The following is a 13,677-nucleotide window of genomic DNA, read 5'->3' as shown; positions in this document are numbered from 1 at the left end:
AGAGCTATGAGGCTTATTCTGTCTGCATTTTAACCATTTTTGTCATCCCGTCAGGGGGGATAAGCTATGGATAATAGCAGTACTTTGGATTTGGTGACTGGTGGATTAGCAATCGCTATTTTGTTAGGTGGAATGTTGATGATGTTCACTACCATCTTCAGCACCAAGAAATAAGTAAGAATTCAGGAGTCAGAATGTTTGATAAATCGGTGAGCTTACAGAAATAATTTAATCATTTTCACCCAGTTTTTCTGGGTGAACTATCACCAAAATTCAATTTAAAGCATTGTAGGAATGATTTTTGGTGCTTCTTTATTACTGAAACGGTAAATAAAAAAGTCTCTCCTGTCTAAAGTAAAAATTGTGTCAATTTTTTTTTTGCTCTGCTACATACATAAGACTGGCATCAGCAATCTGAGAATTTATATCTTCGTATTTTGTCAGAAAATTTTCTAGCCAAGGTAGTGATTCAGAAGGTAACTCTTCTAGCGCAAATAATCCTCCAGAGAAAGCATGAAATAATCCTTGGAGAGCTTTTTTATTCTTTCGCAGAAGATACTGAGATTCGGTTATCACAGGCCATGTAGTAAGAAGAGGTGGGGAGAGTTTTTTAAGCGTTTCAACACAGATTTTATGATGGTTATCGGCTGAAGAAAGAATGGCAACAATGGGACCTGTATCAATGAGAATACCGCTCATTTGCCAAATTCCTCTAAATAATCTGTGTTAGTACTTAAGTCAGATGGCATATCTCCAGCAATACCAATGATTCCTAAATCCTTGGCCAAATCGTAACAGGATATTTGAGAACCTACAGATTGAAAATACATTCTCAGTGCTTCTCGCACTATCTCCGATTCAGTTTTATTCTCCCGGAGGGAGAGACTGCTTAAAAGAGAGTGTTCCTGTTGATCAATACAGATGGTAATACGTTCTTCTTTCATATCGGATGTTATATTGTCTTGATTTGACAATAACAATAAACCTATTTAGCCTGTTGTTAACTAAATTCTACAGTTAACTAGTTCTTCAAGCACGCCATCGTAATAACAGACTCTTAACAGGATTGACAAATTCCCGTTTTTCAGATGTAGCGCGAGCAAATTCTCGTTTTAACTGGTAGTACCATTGCGCTTGCATATCTGAATCTTTAATTAATCGCAGTACTGGATCATATTTGAGTCCAATTTGCTGTTTTTCTACTACTGTTCGGTCTTGGTCTAGAAATTTCCGTGCTAATACATGAATCAAAGGTTTGAATATATTTAACCAAGTAGGCATTCCATAAAGAACAAAAGTTACCTCTGTTTCTGTCTCAGAAATTGGTGTAACTGCTGTCAAATTACAAAGTCGATGTTTACCAAAAGTTATCTCTTCTATTCTCACACCTGGTAAGCGGAAAGAAATTTCTACTTCAGGAATACCACCACCGACCAACCAATATAATCGGCTCATATTCTCCATATTTTCTGACAACTTATGTCGTCGGACTGTAAACCCGTAAGGTGAAGGATCAAATTGTTTGACTTCTTCATGCAGTTCCCCGCTTCTCCACCACCATACCCGATGTACATAGGGAGAATGAGCAGGGTCCATTAAACCTGTTACCGCATGATCTATAAAACAAGGAAACCTCATGATCTCAACTAGTTGAGGGAGTTGTTCTGCAAAACCTGGAACTACTGGAACATCCATTTCTGAAGGGCTGGGTTGAGATTTCTCCCCATCTGTCATGTATATCCAAATATTGCCTTGAGTTTCATGGATTGGATATGATTGCACATCGAAGCGACTCAAATCCGTATCTTGTTCTGGTAATAAAGAGGGGATTGATACACAATGTCCGGCAGGGTCAAAACGCCAACCGTGGTAACAGCATTCTACTTCTTGCCCATCAAATCGACCACAACTCAAGGGTACAGCCCGATGAGGACAAATATCCCGCACAGCAGAAACCTTGCCATCTTGGCTTCTAATCAGTAGTACTGGTTCTCCCAAGAAAATACGAGCCACCATCTTACCTGGTTTCAGGAGATAACTAGGTAGGGCATAGTACCAAAGATTACGTAATAAAAAGTTGTTGTTATCTATCACAATATAACTAACGTATAACTAAAGGCAATATATACGACAATAGTGATAGACAACAAGTATTCTTTGCAGATAAATTTTATATTCCTTTAAATCCCATCTCGGTTTCTACTTTTTGTTCTGCTCCCAGAGAATTTACCTTTTTAGGTGCAGTTTTGCGATAGCTCTGAAGTTGGATACCAATCTGGCTCAAAAATATGCCCACTAAAACCAAGCTACCACCGACATATTGAGCGAAGGTAGGGGCTTCTCCCAATACTAAATAAGCTGCCAGAATACCGATGATAGGGGTAAAAGAGCCTGCTAAAGAAGCCTCAGACACTGTAGAAGCTCTCAAGCCTTTAAGCCAAAATGATTGACCTAGCACGACAATTACAGCGCCATAGACAAGCATCCACTGCCACAAAAAAGGTGATAATACATCTTTAAAGTGGTCGCGGCCATAGAGAACTAAAGCAATCAAGAAAAATACTACAGTTCCTAAAGCAGTACGAAAAATACTGAATATTGCTAGTGGGATATGGGAAAGCCAGCCTTTGATAATAATTGTGGCAGCTACTGAAGCTAAAGCAGCGAGTATTGCCAATAGTTCACCAATACCCACTCCTAAACCTCCCATATTCATCATCCCTACCTCTGGTGGTTGAAGGAAAATAGTAAGGGTGACACCAAGGAATGCAGCAAAGGCTCCCATCACGTCCCAACGATTCACCCGTTCCCGTAGCAACCAAACTGATAAAACCATAGTCAGAGGTGGTTCCAAACGGCCAACCAAAATGATATTGTTGACTTCTGTTAGTGCTAATGCCTGAAAAATTAAGCCGGGAATGATAGCTCCAGATAAAATAGCTACTGTTGTTAGTATGAACCAATCTTTTTTTGACAGTTGCTGCAAAGTCGCTTGATTCCACTGTTTTCCGTAAATCAGTAACAGAACTATCAAAGCGCAGAGATTACCAACGAATAAAACATTACACAGAGAAATCGGATTTCGACCATCTATGAAGTGTTGAGCGCCGATTTGCGTTAGCTTGCGGGTAACTGCACTAGAGGCTCCAAAAATCAGAATTGCCAGCCAGAGATAGATTTGACCTGGAATTGTAGAAATGGGAGGATACTTTCTTCTCTGTCTGGTCACAATAACACCACTGTAAAGAAAATACTTTTAATTATCAATACTAAACTCAAATATGCTGATTAAGTTAGGGTTATAAAAAACTTAAATTAAGCTGAGAATATAACATCACAACTTTCTGAGAATATGCTGAGTACAAACTAAATTTTTCCAAGGGGTAATTTCAGGCAATTCAGGGAATGGCTTCATTTGAGCTTCAGTAGTAGATGGGATGCTGTGGTTAGTCGAAAAACTTAAACATCAGGAAAAACAAATGAAAGTCGCTTCTTCTTTGCTCACAGGTGTTGCTCTAGCTGGTATGTTGACAGTTTGGGATGTTCCTTTGAAAGCCGTGAATCCTTCTCTAGTTCAAGCATCAGCGGCAGAAATGAAAGATTCTACAGGTTTGAATGCTCAACAGAAAATTGATTTGGTGATGAAGAATAAAGGTCAATTTGGTGGTGGTGATCAATTACGTCGGTTCTTTTTTGGTGATCTTGAACCACTTGCTGTTCAACCTGGTGGTGCAGGTATGGTGGTGAATCTTTACAACAAAGCTAATAATGTGACGTTTTCTTATTGCGCTACTTATGATGTGGTAGTTGCGGTTAAACGGGGTAAGGTATCTAGGTTTGAAGCCAGTGAGGTGAAGTAACTTTACGTGCAATCGGGAAGTACCAAAAAATAAATTATCCTATTTTTTAGTCATACATAAGGGTTTAGCAATGCTAAACCCCTACATACTATAAATTGGGATATTTTTTATTTGGAAGTCTCCAATGGGAAGAATCTATGATTTTGGGCTAATTCACTAAGTTTGAGAAAGGTGTAATTATGGAAGTTAGAGATGCGATTTTGCTGTTGCATCCAGCGATCGCTGTAATTGTGGTTTTTCCACTCATTGGTATGGTTGTCAACTTCGCTTTACAAGTCCGTCAACGTCGCTTGCAAACTATAGCCACAGGGAAAAGCAAAATTCCTCCCGTGGTTGGACAAGAACACGTCCAGTTGGGACGCTGGCTAACTGGTTCAGTTGTGGGTATTGTTTTATTAGCTCTGGCTAACGATGTTTTTGGTAATATTGTAGATAAACAAGTTTGGATTAAATCACAATTTCAGGTGATTTTTATTGCCCTGTTGTTTGCGGCGACAATTGCTTCTCTATATTTACTTTATCGGGCCAAAGCAAAAAATTGGCGTGGTATATTTGCAACTCTGAGTGGAGTTGGGTTGGTGGTGCTTGGTTGTCAAGATGGTGTCTACCGCAAAACTGACCAATGGTATATTTCTCACTACTACTACGGCCAACTTGCTGCCCTATTGATGATTTTTTCACTGGCTATCTTACCAGACATCTACAAAGATAAAACTAATCGCTGGCGCAAGGTTCACATTATCCTCAATACGATCGCTCTGTTACTTTTTATCGGTCAAGGAATCACAGGCGTGCGATCGCTCTTAGAAGTTCCCCTTACTTGGCAGGAACCATACATTAATAAGCTTTACGAGCAAAAATGTGAAACCAACCCCTGCACAATTCAAGCACCTTCTCTACTTCCAAAACCTGAATAAAGCCAGCAGCGGGATTTGAACTCGCGACCTTCCGATTACAAGTCGGATGCACTACCACTGTGCTATGCTGGCGAACTGGTTAGTACTTTTCAAGCACCCACCGATTACACATCATATCACAATTCTGAGATTTGTCTAGTGGTAATCACTAAAAAAATTCTTTCCCTAGCCATAGCTAAATTTTCAGTCTAAAGATAGTTGTATAGAGAAAAAATCTGTGAATGAGTAAAAAAATTACTAGGACTTACGCATTGATTAAAAAAGCTAATTCTAATTGTGTAACTTAAGGTAACAATGTTTGGTACAGTTTTAAGACTGTATTCCTTTTGACGCGTCTGGGTGAAGGAACAGAAAAACATTATTGTTCTTTAAAAGATCACAAGCATGGCAGAATTGATCGGACGAGATTTATTAGGTCTGGCGGATCTTAATTCCACAGAACTGCAAGAACTTCTGCAATTGGCAACTCAACTCAAGTCACAAAAGCTACAGTTGCAGTGTAATAAAGTGCTGGGGTTATTATTCTCTAAAGCCTCTACTCGCACACGAGTTAGTTTCACAGTGGCTATGTACCAACTAGGTGGACAGGTAATTGATCTCAATCCCAATGTAACTCAGGTGAGTCGTGGGGAGCCTCTTCAAGATACAGCTAGGGTGTTAGATCGTTATCTGGATATTTTTGCAATTCGTACTTTCGCCCAACAGGATTTAGAAACTTTTGCTAAATATGCCGAAAGCCCTGTAATTAATGCACTGACAGATTTAGAACATCCTTGTCAGATTTTAGCTGATTTATTGACAATTCAAGAATGTTTCGGGACTTTATCTGGTCTAACTTTGACTTATGTGGGTGATGGCAATAATGTCGCTAATTCCCTCATGCTGGGTTGTGCTTTGGTAGGAATGAATGTGCGGGTGGCTTTTCCTTCAGGATATGCACCAGATGCAAAAATTGTAGAAAAAGCTAGGGCGATCGCTAATAATAAAACTGAAGTTGTTCTCACCCATGACCCAGAAGCAGCAGCTAAAGGTGCATCTGTACTTTACACTGATGTTTGGGCAAGTATGGGACAAGAGGCAGAAGCTGATAATCGGTTTCCTATTTTCCAGCCTTATCAAATTTCTCAACAATTATTGAGTCTTGCAGATCCAGCCGCAATTGTTCTACACTGTTTACCAGCACATCGCGGTGAAGAAATTACCGAAGAAGTAATCGAAGGTTCCCAATCAAAGGTTTGGGATCAGGCAGAAAATAGATTACACGCTCAAAAAGCTCTACTGGCAAGTATTTTAGGGGCTAAATGACAGGTAAAAGCTAAAAAATTGTCAAGTAAATAGGCAAAAGCAAAGTCAGTTATTTCCCTTTTGCCTTTTAAATTTTTAAGTTTTATCTTGTTAAGGGAAGATTTTTGTAGTACTAATGTTCTAGGGACATTTATAATTACTTCCCAACAAAAATTATGGAAAGACTAACAGAAGCTCAACAAGAATTATACGAATGGTTGACAGAATATATCCGAATGAATGAGCATTCGCCTTCTATTCGTCAAATGATGCAAGGAATGAACTTGAAATCACCTGCACCAATTCAAAGCCGTTTAGAGCATTTACGCAACAAGGGATATATCGAGTGGAAGGAAGGTAAAGCACGAACAATTCGGGTTTTGCGTCCTGTGAAGCTAGGTGTGCCGATTTTGGGAACTATTGCTGCTGGTGGTTTAATTGAGCCTTTTACGGATGCTGTAGAGCATTTAGACTTGGCTAATTTATCTTTACCTCCCCAAAGTTATGCTTTGCGGGTGACTGGGGATAGCATGATTGATGATTTAATTGCTGATGGGGACGTGGTGTTTTTGCGTCCGGTAGCAGAACCAAATCAGTTAAAAAATGGCACTATTGTGGCTGCTAGAGTTGAAGGACACGGTACAACTTTAAAACGTTTTTATCGTCATGATGATCTTGTGACTCTCAAACCAGCAAATTCTAAGTATAAACCGATGGAAATACCTGCAATACAAGTACAAGTGCAAGGTTCTCTGATTGGTATTTGGCGAAATTATAACTGAAGTTTGGTAATGGGTGATGGGTAATAGGTAATGGGTAAGAGTTTTTCTAATTACCAAATAGGACTTATGCGGGATTTACGGACTGACTAACCACAGAGGACGCAAATAAAATAGATAAATAAGAGTTTGGGAAATTTTTGGCGTAAGTCATAACCAATTACCAATTACCAATTACCAATTACCAATTACCAATTACCAATTACCTATTACCAATCAGCAATTTATGTATATAACGCAAAAACCAGTGCATAAATTGCCTTTTTTCTCTCTCAAGTTACCTTATGTGGGGGAGAAAAAAGGCAGTTATCAAGTTAAGCAACCTTTACCAGGATGTCCAAAAATGCCATTATCTCTGCAATTGCGGGGATATCAGCGTCAAGCTATTACTAGTTGGTTTGCTAATAATGGCAGAGGAACACTAAAAATGGCTACTGGTAGTGGTAAGACTATTACTGCACTGTCTATCGCCTCTGAGTTGTATCAGCAGATTGGTTTACAAGTCTTAGTGGTAGTATGTCCCTATCGCCATCTTGTCAGTCAGTGGGCAAGGGAATGTGAGAAATTTAACTTAATTCCAATTTTAGCTTTCGAGAATTTACGTAGCTGGCAAAGTCAATTATCAACACAAATTTATAATCTGCGTTCTGGTTCTCAAGGTTTCGTGACGGTGATTACCACTAACTCGACTTTAATTAGTGATGGCTTTCAGTCACAGCTTAAATATTTTCCCCCAAAAACCTTAATTATTGGTGATGAGGCACATAATTTAGGTTCACCGAAGTTAGAGGAAAGTTTACCTCGGAATGTGGGGTTGCGTCTAGCGTTATCGGCGACACCGGAACGGTATTTTGATGATGGAGGAACACAATCATTATTGGAATATTTCGGTGCTGTTTTGCAACCTGAGTTTAGTTTAGAGGATGCGATCGCACAAGGAGCTTTGGTACACTATCTTTATTATCCGGTTTTGGTGGAGTTAACAGAGGCTGAAAGTATTGCCTACCTTAAATTAACAAAAAAAATCGGGCGTTCTCTTTTATATCGAGAAAGAGAAAATAGCGCAGCAGGAGATTTTGAAGACAACGAAGATATAAAATCGTTATTAATGCAACGTGCTAGGTTAATTGGTGCAGCAGAAAATAAATTAACAGCTTTGCGGGAATTAATGGAAACTCGCAAAGATACCAGCCATACTTTATTTTATTGTAGTGACGGTTGTCCAGAAACCGGACAGCGTTCATCTCTGCGTCAACTCAAAGCTGTTTCTAAAATTTTGGGGGTAGACTTGGGTTATAAAGTCAGCACCTACACAGCACACACTTCTTTACAAGAAAGAGAAACATTACGTTGTCAATTTGAAAGTGGAGAATTACAAGGTTTAGTTGCTATTCGTTGTTTAGATGAAGGTGTGGATATTCCCGCCATTCAAACTGCGGTAATTTTATCAAGTTCAGGTAATCCTCGTCAATTTATCCAACGTCGTGGCAGAGTTTTACGTCCACATCCTGGTAAGGAAAGAGCAACGATTTTTGATATGATTGTTTTACCTCCAGATTTGGATAGAGAAACTATTGAGGTGGAAAGGAATTTATTGAAAAAGGAATTACGGCGTTTTGTGGAGTTTGCTGATTTAGCAGATAATGCTGGACAAGCTAGGATGAAGTTATTGGCTTTGCAAAAACGATATGGGTTATTGGATATTTGAAGGGGAGTAAGAGTAAATGAACCGCGTTCGCGAAGCGTTCCGTAAGGAAAGGCGCGAAGAACGCGAAGAAGGAAGAGGGAAGGATGAGGGAGTTGGGTGATGAGGTTGAGGGGTTAGCGTATGCGGTGATTGGTGCGGCTATTGAGGTGCATCGGGTGTTGGGAGCGGGGTTTTTGGAGAGGGTTTATCAGGAAGCTTTGTGTTGTGAATTTCGTTTGCGGGGGATACCTTGTAAACCTAAATATTTAGTATCAATCAATTATAAAGGTAATCCTATTGGTGAAGGTGAATTAGATTTTTTAGTTGGTGATATTTTAGTAGTTGAATTGAAAGCTGTAGAAAAACTAGTCCCCATTCACGAAGCTCAAGTTATTTCATATTTAAAAATGACAAATAACCGTCTCGGACTCCTAATTAACTTTAACGTCCCCATCCTCAAAGAAGGAATCAAACGAGTCATCCTCTCCTTTTAAATTCTCTTCTTCCTTCTTCTTCCCTTCTTCCTTCGCGCCTTCGCGGTTCATTAAATTCTTCCCACACCTCTAAACACAAACAAAAAAATGCCAGAACACTCAAACATCGAAGATGTCCAAGAACCAATTAACAGCGCACCACCAGAAGTAAAGCAAATTATTGAAAAAGTATGGAGATTAGAAAAAAGCAGATTAGATAGAAAAAGCAAAGGACATATTAATGATGATATTTTAATAATTGTAAAAGAAGCAGTGCAATGAAGCTAACCTCCATTAAACTATGTAATTTTCGCTCATTTTATGGAAAAACACCAGAAATTACTTTAGCTGGTGGAGACATTCGCAATACTACCATGATTTATGGGAGTAATGGCGCAGGTAAAACCAGTTTATTGAATGCCTTTACCTGGGTATTATACGAAAAATTTAGTGCTGCATTTGCTTCTACAGAACAATTAGTCAATAAAAGAGCGATCGCACAATCTCAACCAGGAGATCCTGTAGAATGTTCAGTAGAAGTAGGTTGGGAACATGAAAGCAACCGTTACCGTGCTACTCGTTCTTGTCGGGTTTATAAAAATGAAAGTGATTTTATCGAAGTTGGTAAAACCCAGTTAAAAATCCAAGTTGCTGGAGATGACGGTAAATGGTATTTTCCCCTTCAGCAAGCTGAAGAAATCATCACCCAGATTTTACCAGCAAGTTTACATCAATATTTTTTCTTTGATGGTGAACGCATTGAAGAAATAGTCCGTTCTGATAATAAAGCAGAAATTGCAGAAGCAATTAGAACTTTTTTAGGTGTTGAGGTAATTGAACTTTCTATCAAACACCTAAAAGATGCGAAAAAAACCTTAGAAACTGAATTAAAAAACATTGGAGACGCAGAAACTAAACAGTTATTAACTCAGCAAGAAAAGCTGGAATCAGAAATTGAAACCATCAACAAACGTCAAATTGAGATCAAGCTAGAATTAGAACATCAACAGACATTAAAAAAAGAAGTTAGTAATAAATTACGCGAACTAAGTGCTATTAAAGAATTACAAGAAAGAAAGCAAAACCTAGAATCTCAAAGAGATAGCTATCGGGAACAATTGAAGAAAACACGGGAAACATTGAAAAAAGTTATTTCCGCACGGGGTTATACAGTTCTGTTATCAGAAACTACAGCTAAGTTTCGGGAAATATTTACAGATTTGAAACAACGTGGTGAATTAACAGCAGGAATTTCCCAAGAATTTGTCAAGGATTTACTCAATACTGGACGTTGTATTTGTGGTGCTGATTTAAAAGAAGGAACTCATACTCATTTTCATGTCAAAAACTTAATGAAAAAAGCGGGTTCTTCCACAGTAGAAGAAACTGCAATTAGAATGAGCGCACAAGTTGATGAAATTGATAAACAAGCAATTTCGTTTTGGGAAGAAGCTGATAGAGAACAAGCACGAATTAAGCAGTTAAAGGAAAATTTATCCCAAGTTGAACTGGAATTAGATGGGATTCAAGAACAACTGCGAAAAGATCCCAATGAAGAAATTAGCGGATTACAAAAACGCTTAGATGAAATTGAAGCGAAAATTGATGAACTAAATCGAGAACAAGGTGCAAATCAACAAGAACTTTCTCACCTCAAAACAGATATTGATGCTTTATTTAAACAAATATCTAAGCAAAAACAAAATGAAGAAAAGCAATCTTTAGCACAGCGACGCATTAACGCTACCCAAGATGCAATTGAACGTTTATCAGAAGTTAAAAACCGTCAAGAAAACCAGTTTCGTCTGCAATTAGAACAGCGAGTACAGGAAATATTCTCAGATATGTCTTTTACTCCCTACGTTCCCAAAATTAGCGAAAAGTATGAATTGAGTTTAGTTGAAAACACCACAGGAATTGAAGCACCAGTCGCAGCTTCCACAGGAGAAAATCAAATTCTCAGTTTATCTTTTATCGCTAGTATTATAGACAAGGTGCGCGACTGGAGTGAAAAGCGGAAAATGATGATGGTTCCTGATAGTAGCACTTTTCCCATTGTTATGGATTCTCCTTTTGGGAGTTTAGATGCTAATTCCCGTCGTCATATCGCTCAAACTATTCCTAAGTTAGCAAATCAGTTAATTGTCTTGGTGACTCAGACTCAATGGAGGGTAGAAGTTGAGGAAGAGATTGCTGATAAAATTGGTAAAGAATATGTGTTGGTTTATTATTCTTCTAAACCTAATTGTCAGCAAGATGATATTCAGTTGGGTAGAGAAAGATATTCTTTGGTAAGACAGAGTTTGAATGGTTTTGAATATACTGAAATTATTGAAGTGGAAAGAGAGAGGTAGGTTTCATGGTTATTGCTAATTTACCAAATATCATCACAGATACCTGGGTAAAAGTAAGTTGGGATGAATTTATAGAAATTGCTGATCATCCTGATTATCAACAAGGAAGATTTTATTATTATCAAAATTATATGAGGATTGAAATGTTACCAGTTGGTTCAAATCATGGAAACAACAATAATGTTGTAGCTAATGTTGTGAATTTTTATGCGACATTGAAAAATATTAAAATTAAAGGCTGGATAAATACCAGTTTTCGCAGAATAAATGAAGGAGAATGTCAACCTGATTTAGCTTTTTATATTGGGGATAAGATAACATTTCCCCCTTTGAATAATTCTCCTATCAATATTAATGAGTTAGCAGCACCAACTTTAGTTGTAGAAATTGCTGCTTCTTCTATTAGTGATGATTTGGGTTTTAAAAGGTTACTCTATGAACGGTTGGGAGTAAAAGAATATTGGGTAATGGATGCTAATAATAATGATATTATTGCTTTTGAAATATCTGATGGTGGAAGCAGAAGAATTGAGGAGTCAAAGGTTTTAACAGGTTTGCAAATAGCTACTATTAAAGAGGCTATTCAACGTAGTCAAAGTCAAGATGATGGTGAAGTTAATCGTTGGTTGTTGGGGATTTTTAGTTGATATGTCTCACGCAAAGTCGCAAAGGCGCAAAGGAAGAAGGTTATGCTTGTTAGTTCTGAGACAAGTTATATGAGTCCTCTGAAGTAGTGTTGATTTTATGTTTCCTCTTTCTCTGGTTTATGAGGATGTTTTTTGATTTTATTTCTCACGGAGAGGAGTGTGAGAGTGTGGTATTAGTGAGTTTGGTTTAATATATTCAGGGTGTAGAGATTAAAATTATGGCTGCAAATAGAATCAAAATTGCTCAAGATAAGGCTGAGTTAGTGAAATCATTACTAGCGTCTAAAGAAACACAGGGACTTTTCCAGACTTATGTGGAAGTTATGATATTTGCAGCAGCATTAGGAGTAAAGTATAAAAAAAGTGTTCCTCTAGGAGATACCACAAAAAGAGATCCTTCTCCAATTCCACAAGACAATTTTGCTTCACTTGGGTATGACAAAATTATAAAATTATTGGGAATTGTTGAGACAAGTGATATCCAAATACTTGCTTCTAGAGAAGATGAATATGAGGACAAACGGACTCAAGTATTTGAAGAATATGCTAATGGAGGATTAGAAATATTACAAAGTGAATTGCGCGGAGTTGTTGATTATGCAGCACAACTTCTAGTAATCTTAATTACTGCAAGAGATTATGAAGAAAACAACATAGAAGAAGAATTTAATTTAAGTAGATTTTTGAAATAATTCATTTTGTTCGCATTATTTACAAAGTAGTTAGATATGAATAATCTTCGTTTTTATTGTGAAAAGTTTTCTAAGTTAAAAGTAAGTAATAGTCGAAAACGTGGTAATGCTCAATATAAACCGATATTACTTTTAACCGTAATTGATTTGATTATGAGAGGAGTTATTACTAATAATCAAATTTTTGTTTCAGATGAATTAATTCAAGCTTTTAATAAGTATTGGGATGTAATTGGCTCACAATCTTATCAAGGAGGGTTACACTATCCATTTTTTCATCTGCAAAATGAGGGATTTTGGCACGTACAAACTAAAGCAGGTTTTAATAATTTACAACCAAAAACAACTAACAAATTAAAATTGGCTGTTGAATACGCATATTTAGACAGTGAATTATTTAACTATTTACAAAATGAATCTTCTCGAAAAGAATTAATTGATGCACTTGTAACTGCTTTTTTCTCTGATAATGAAGATGAAATTGAAGAATTTTTACAAATTAATCAGACTTTTCAAGATTATCCAGAAGTAGAAAAACTAGATGATACTGAAAATTTACCCAACAACCCTAAATGGAGCTTAAAAAAAACACTAATTAGAAATGCTTTCTTTAGAAAAGCTGTTGTTTCTGTATATGATTGTAAATGCGCTTTTTGTGGATTGAAAGTTACTAAAACTGGCAATCAAAATATTGTTGACGGCGCACATATAAAACCATTTTCTGCCTTTTATGACAGCAGCATACATAACGGAATAGCACTTTGTAAAAATCATCACTGGGCTTTTGATAGAGGTTGGTTTGCTGTTGATGATAAATACAAAATTATTGTTAGCGAAGAATTAGAAGAAGTATCTCCCCATACTAGACCAATAACAGAATTTCATGGGGAAATACTCATATTACCTAAAGTAGAGAAATATTTTCCAGATATTGAAGCTTTACAATGGCATCGTCATCATATATTTCAGCCATAATTAGCTATT

Annotated in this window: 15 protein-coding genes and 1 tRNA gene; 11 read left to right on the top strand and 5 right to left on the bottom strand. The window is 37.4% G+C overall.

What is annotated here, in order from left to right; translation table 11 throughout:
• Positions 1-366 precede the first annotated feature (366 nt).
• From VB713_RS10605 to VB713_RS10590, 4 genes are all read right to left on the bottom strand, one after another.
• Complete coding sequence (locus VB713_RS10605; protein WP_323311520.1) at positions 367-699, bottom strand: twitching motility protein PilT; 333 nt, start codon at positions 697-699, stop codon at positions 367-369.
• Positions 696-944 (bottom strand): CopG family transcriptional regulator, encoded by a 249-nt coding sequence (locus VB713_RS10600; protein ID WP_323311519.1) that lies wholly within the window; start codon positions 942-944, stop codon positions 696-698. Before VB713_RS10600 ends, VB713_RS10605 begins: the two co-directional genes overlap by 4 nt.
• Before the next feature lie 85 nt (positions 945-1,029).
• The gene (locus VB713_RS10595) at positions 1,030-2,094 is read right to left on the bottom strand and encodes an aromatic ring-hydroxylating dioxygenase subunit alpha (RefSeq protein WP_323311518.1); all 1,065 of its coding nucleotides are present in this window, start codon (positions 2,092-2,094) and stop codon (positions 1,030-1,032) included.
• A 76-nt stretch (positions 2,095-2,170) separates the two neighbouring features.
• Positions 2,171-3,229 (bottom strand): DMT family transporter, encoded by a 1,059-nt coding sequence (locus VB713_RS10590; RefSeq protein WP_323311517.1) that lies wholly within the window; start codon positions 3,227-3,229, stop codon positions 2,171-2,173.
• A gap of 250 nt (positions 3,230-3,479) precedes the next feature.
• On the opposite strand from VB713_RS10590, the gene VB713_RS10585 reads away from it, so the two are divergent.
• Positions 3,480-3,860: a hypothetical protein gene (locus tag VB713_RS10585; RefSeq protein ID WP_323311522.1), complete on the top strand. Its 381-nt coding sequence runs from the start codon at positions 3,480-3,482 to the stop codon at positions 3,858-3,860.
• A 179-nt stretch (positions 3,861-4,039) separates the two neighbouring features.
• Complete coding sequence (locus tag VB713_RS10580) at positions 4,040-4,777, top strand: DUF4079 domain-containing protein (protein WP_323311516.1); 738 nt, start codon at positions 4,040-4,042, stop codon at positions 4,775-4,777.
• Here VB713_RS10580 and VB713_RS10575 read toward each other — a convergent pair.
• Positions 4,778-4,849, bottom strand: a tRNA-Thr gene (locus VB713_RS10575). It abuts the gene before it with no gap.
• Positions 4,850-5,161: 312 nt separating this feature from the next.
• Between VB713_RS10575 and argF the strand changes: the two genes are divergently transcribed.
• From argF to VB713_RS10530, 9 genes are all read left to right on the top strand, one after another.
• Positions 5,162-6,082: an ornithine carbamoyltransferase gene (argF, locus tag VB713_RS10570; protein ID WP_323311515.1), complete on the top strand. Its 921-nt coding sequence runs from the start codon at positions 5,162-5,164 to the stop codon at positions 6,080-6,082.
• Positions 6,083-6,237: 155 nt separating this feature from the next.
• Positions 6,238-6,843, top strand: coding sequence for a transcriptional repressor LexA (gene lexA / locus VB713_RS10565; protein WP_323311514.1), 606 nt, complete (start codon positions 6,238-6,240; stop codon positions 6,841-6,843).
• Between the two features lie 223 nt (positions 6,844-7,066).
• On the top strand, positions 7,067-8,548 hold the full coding sequence (locus VB713_RS10560; protein WP_323311513.1) for a DNA phosphorothioation system restriction enzyme: 1,482 nt from the start codon (positions 7,067-7,069) through the stop codon (positions 8,546-8,548).
• An 83-nt stretch (positions 8,549-8,631) separates the two neighbouring features.
• On the top strand, positions 8,632-9,021 hold the full coding sequence (locus VB713_RS10555; protein WP_323311512.1) for a GxxExxY protein: 390 nt from the start codon (positions 8,632-8,634) through the stop codon (positions 9,019-9,021).
• Between the two features lie 87 nt (positions 9,022-9,108).
• Positions 9,109-9,282, top strand: coding sequence for a hypothetical protein (locus VB713_RS10550; protein WP_015216808.1), 174 nt, complete (start codon positions 9,109-9,111; stop codon positions 9,280-9,282).
• On the top strand, positions 9,279-11,354 hold the full coding sequence (locus tag VB713_RS10545; RefSeq protein WP_323311511.1) for an AAA family ATPase: 2,076 nt from the start codon (positions 9,279-9,281) through the stop codon (positions 11,352-11,354). The genes VB713_RS10550 and VB713_RS10545 overlap by 4 nt, the downstream gene beginning before the upstream one ends.
• Positions 11,355-11,359: 5 nt before the next feature.
• Complete coding sequence (locus VB713_RS10540; RefSeq protein WP_323311510.1) at positions 11,360-12,001, top strand: Uma2 family endonuclease; 642 nt, start codon at positions 11,360-11,362, stop codon at positions 11,999-12,001.
• 218 nt (positions 12,002-12,219) lie between these two features.
• Positions 12,220-12,693, top strand: coding sequence for a DNA phosphorothioation-associated protein 4 (locus VB713_RS10535; RefSeq protein ID WP_323311509.1), 474 nt, complete (start codon positions 12,220-12,222; stop codon positions 12,691-12,693).
• Positions 12,694-12,729: 36 nt separating this feature from the next.
• Positions 12,730-13,668 carry an HNH endonuclease gene (locus VB713_RS10530; RefSeq protein WP_323311508.1) on the top strand — a complete coding sequence of 313 codons (939 nt, stop codon included), beginning with the start codon at positions 12,730-12,732 and terminating at the stop codon, positions 13,666-13,668.
• Positions 13,669-13,677: the final 9 nt, after the last annotated feature.

This window comes from Anabaena cylindrica UHCC 0172 (genome assembly GCF_034931625.1).
Lineage (GTDB): Bacteria > Cyanobacteriota > Cyanobacteriia > Cyanobacteriales > Nostocaceae > Anabaena > Anabaena cylindrica_A.
Note: the sequence above shows the minus strand (reverse complement) of the source record. Positions and strands in the feature narration are given on the sequence as shown.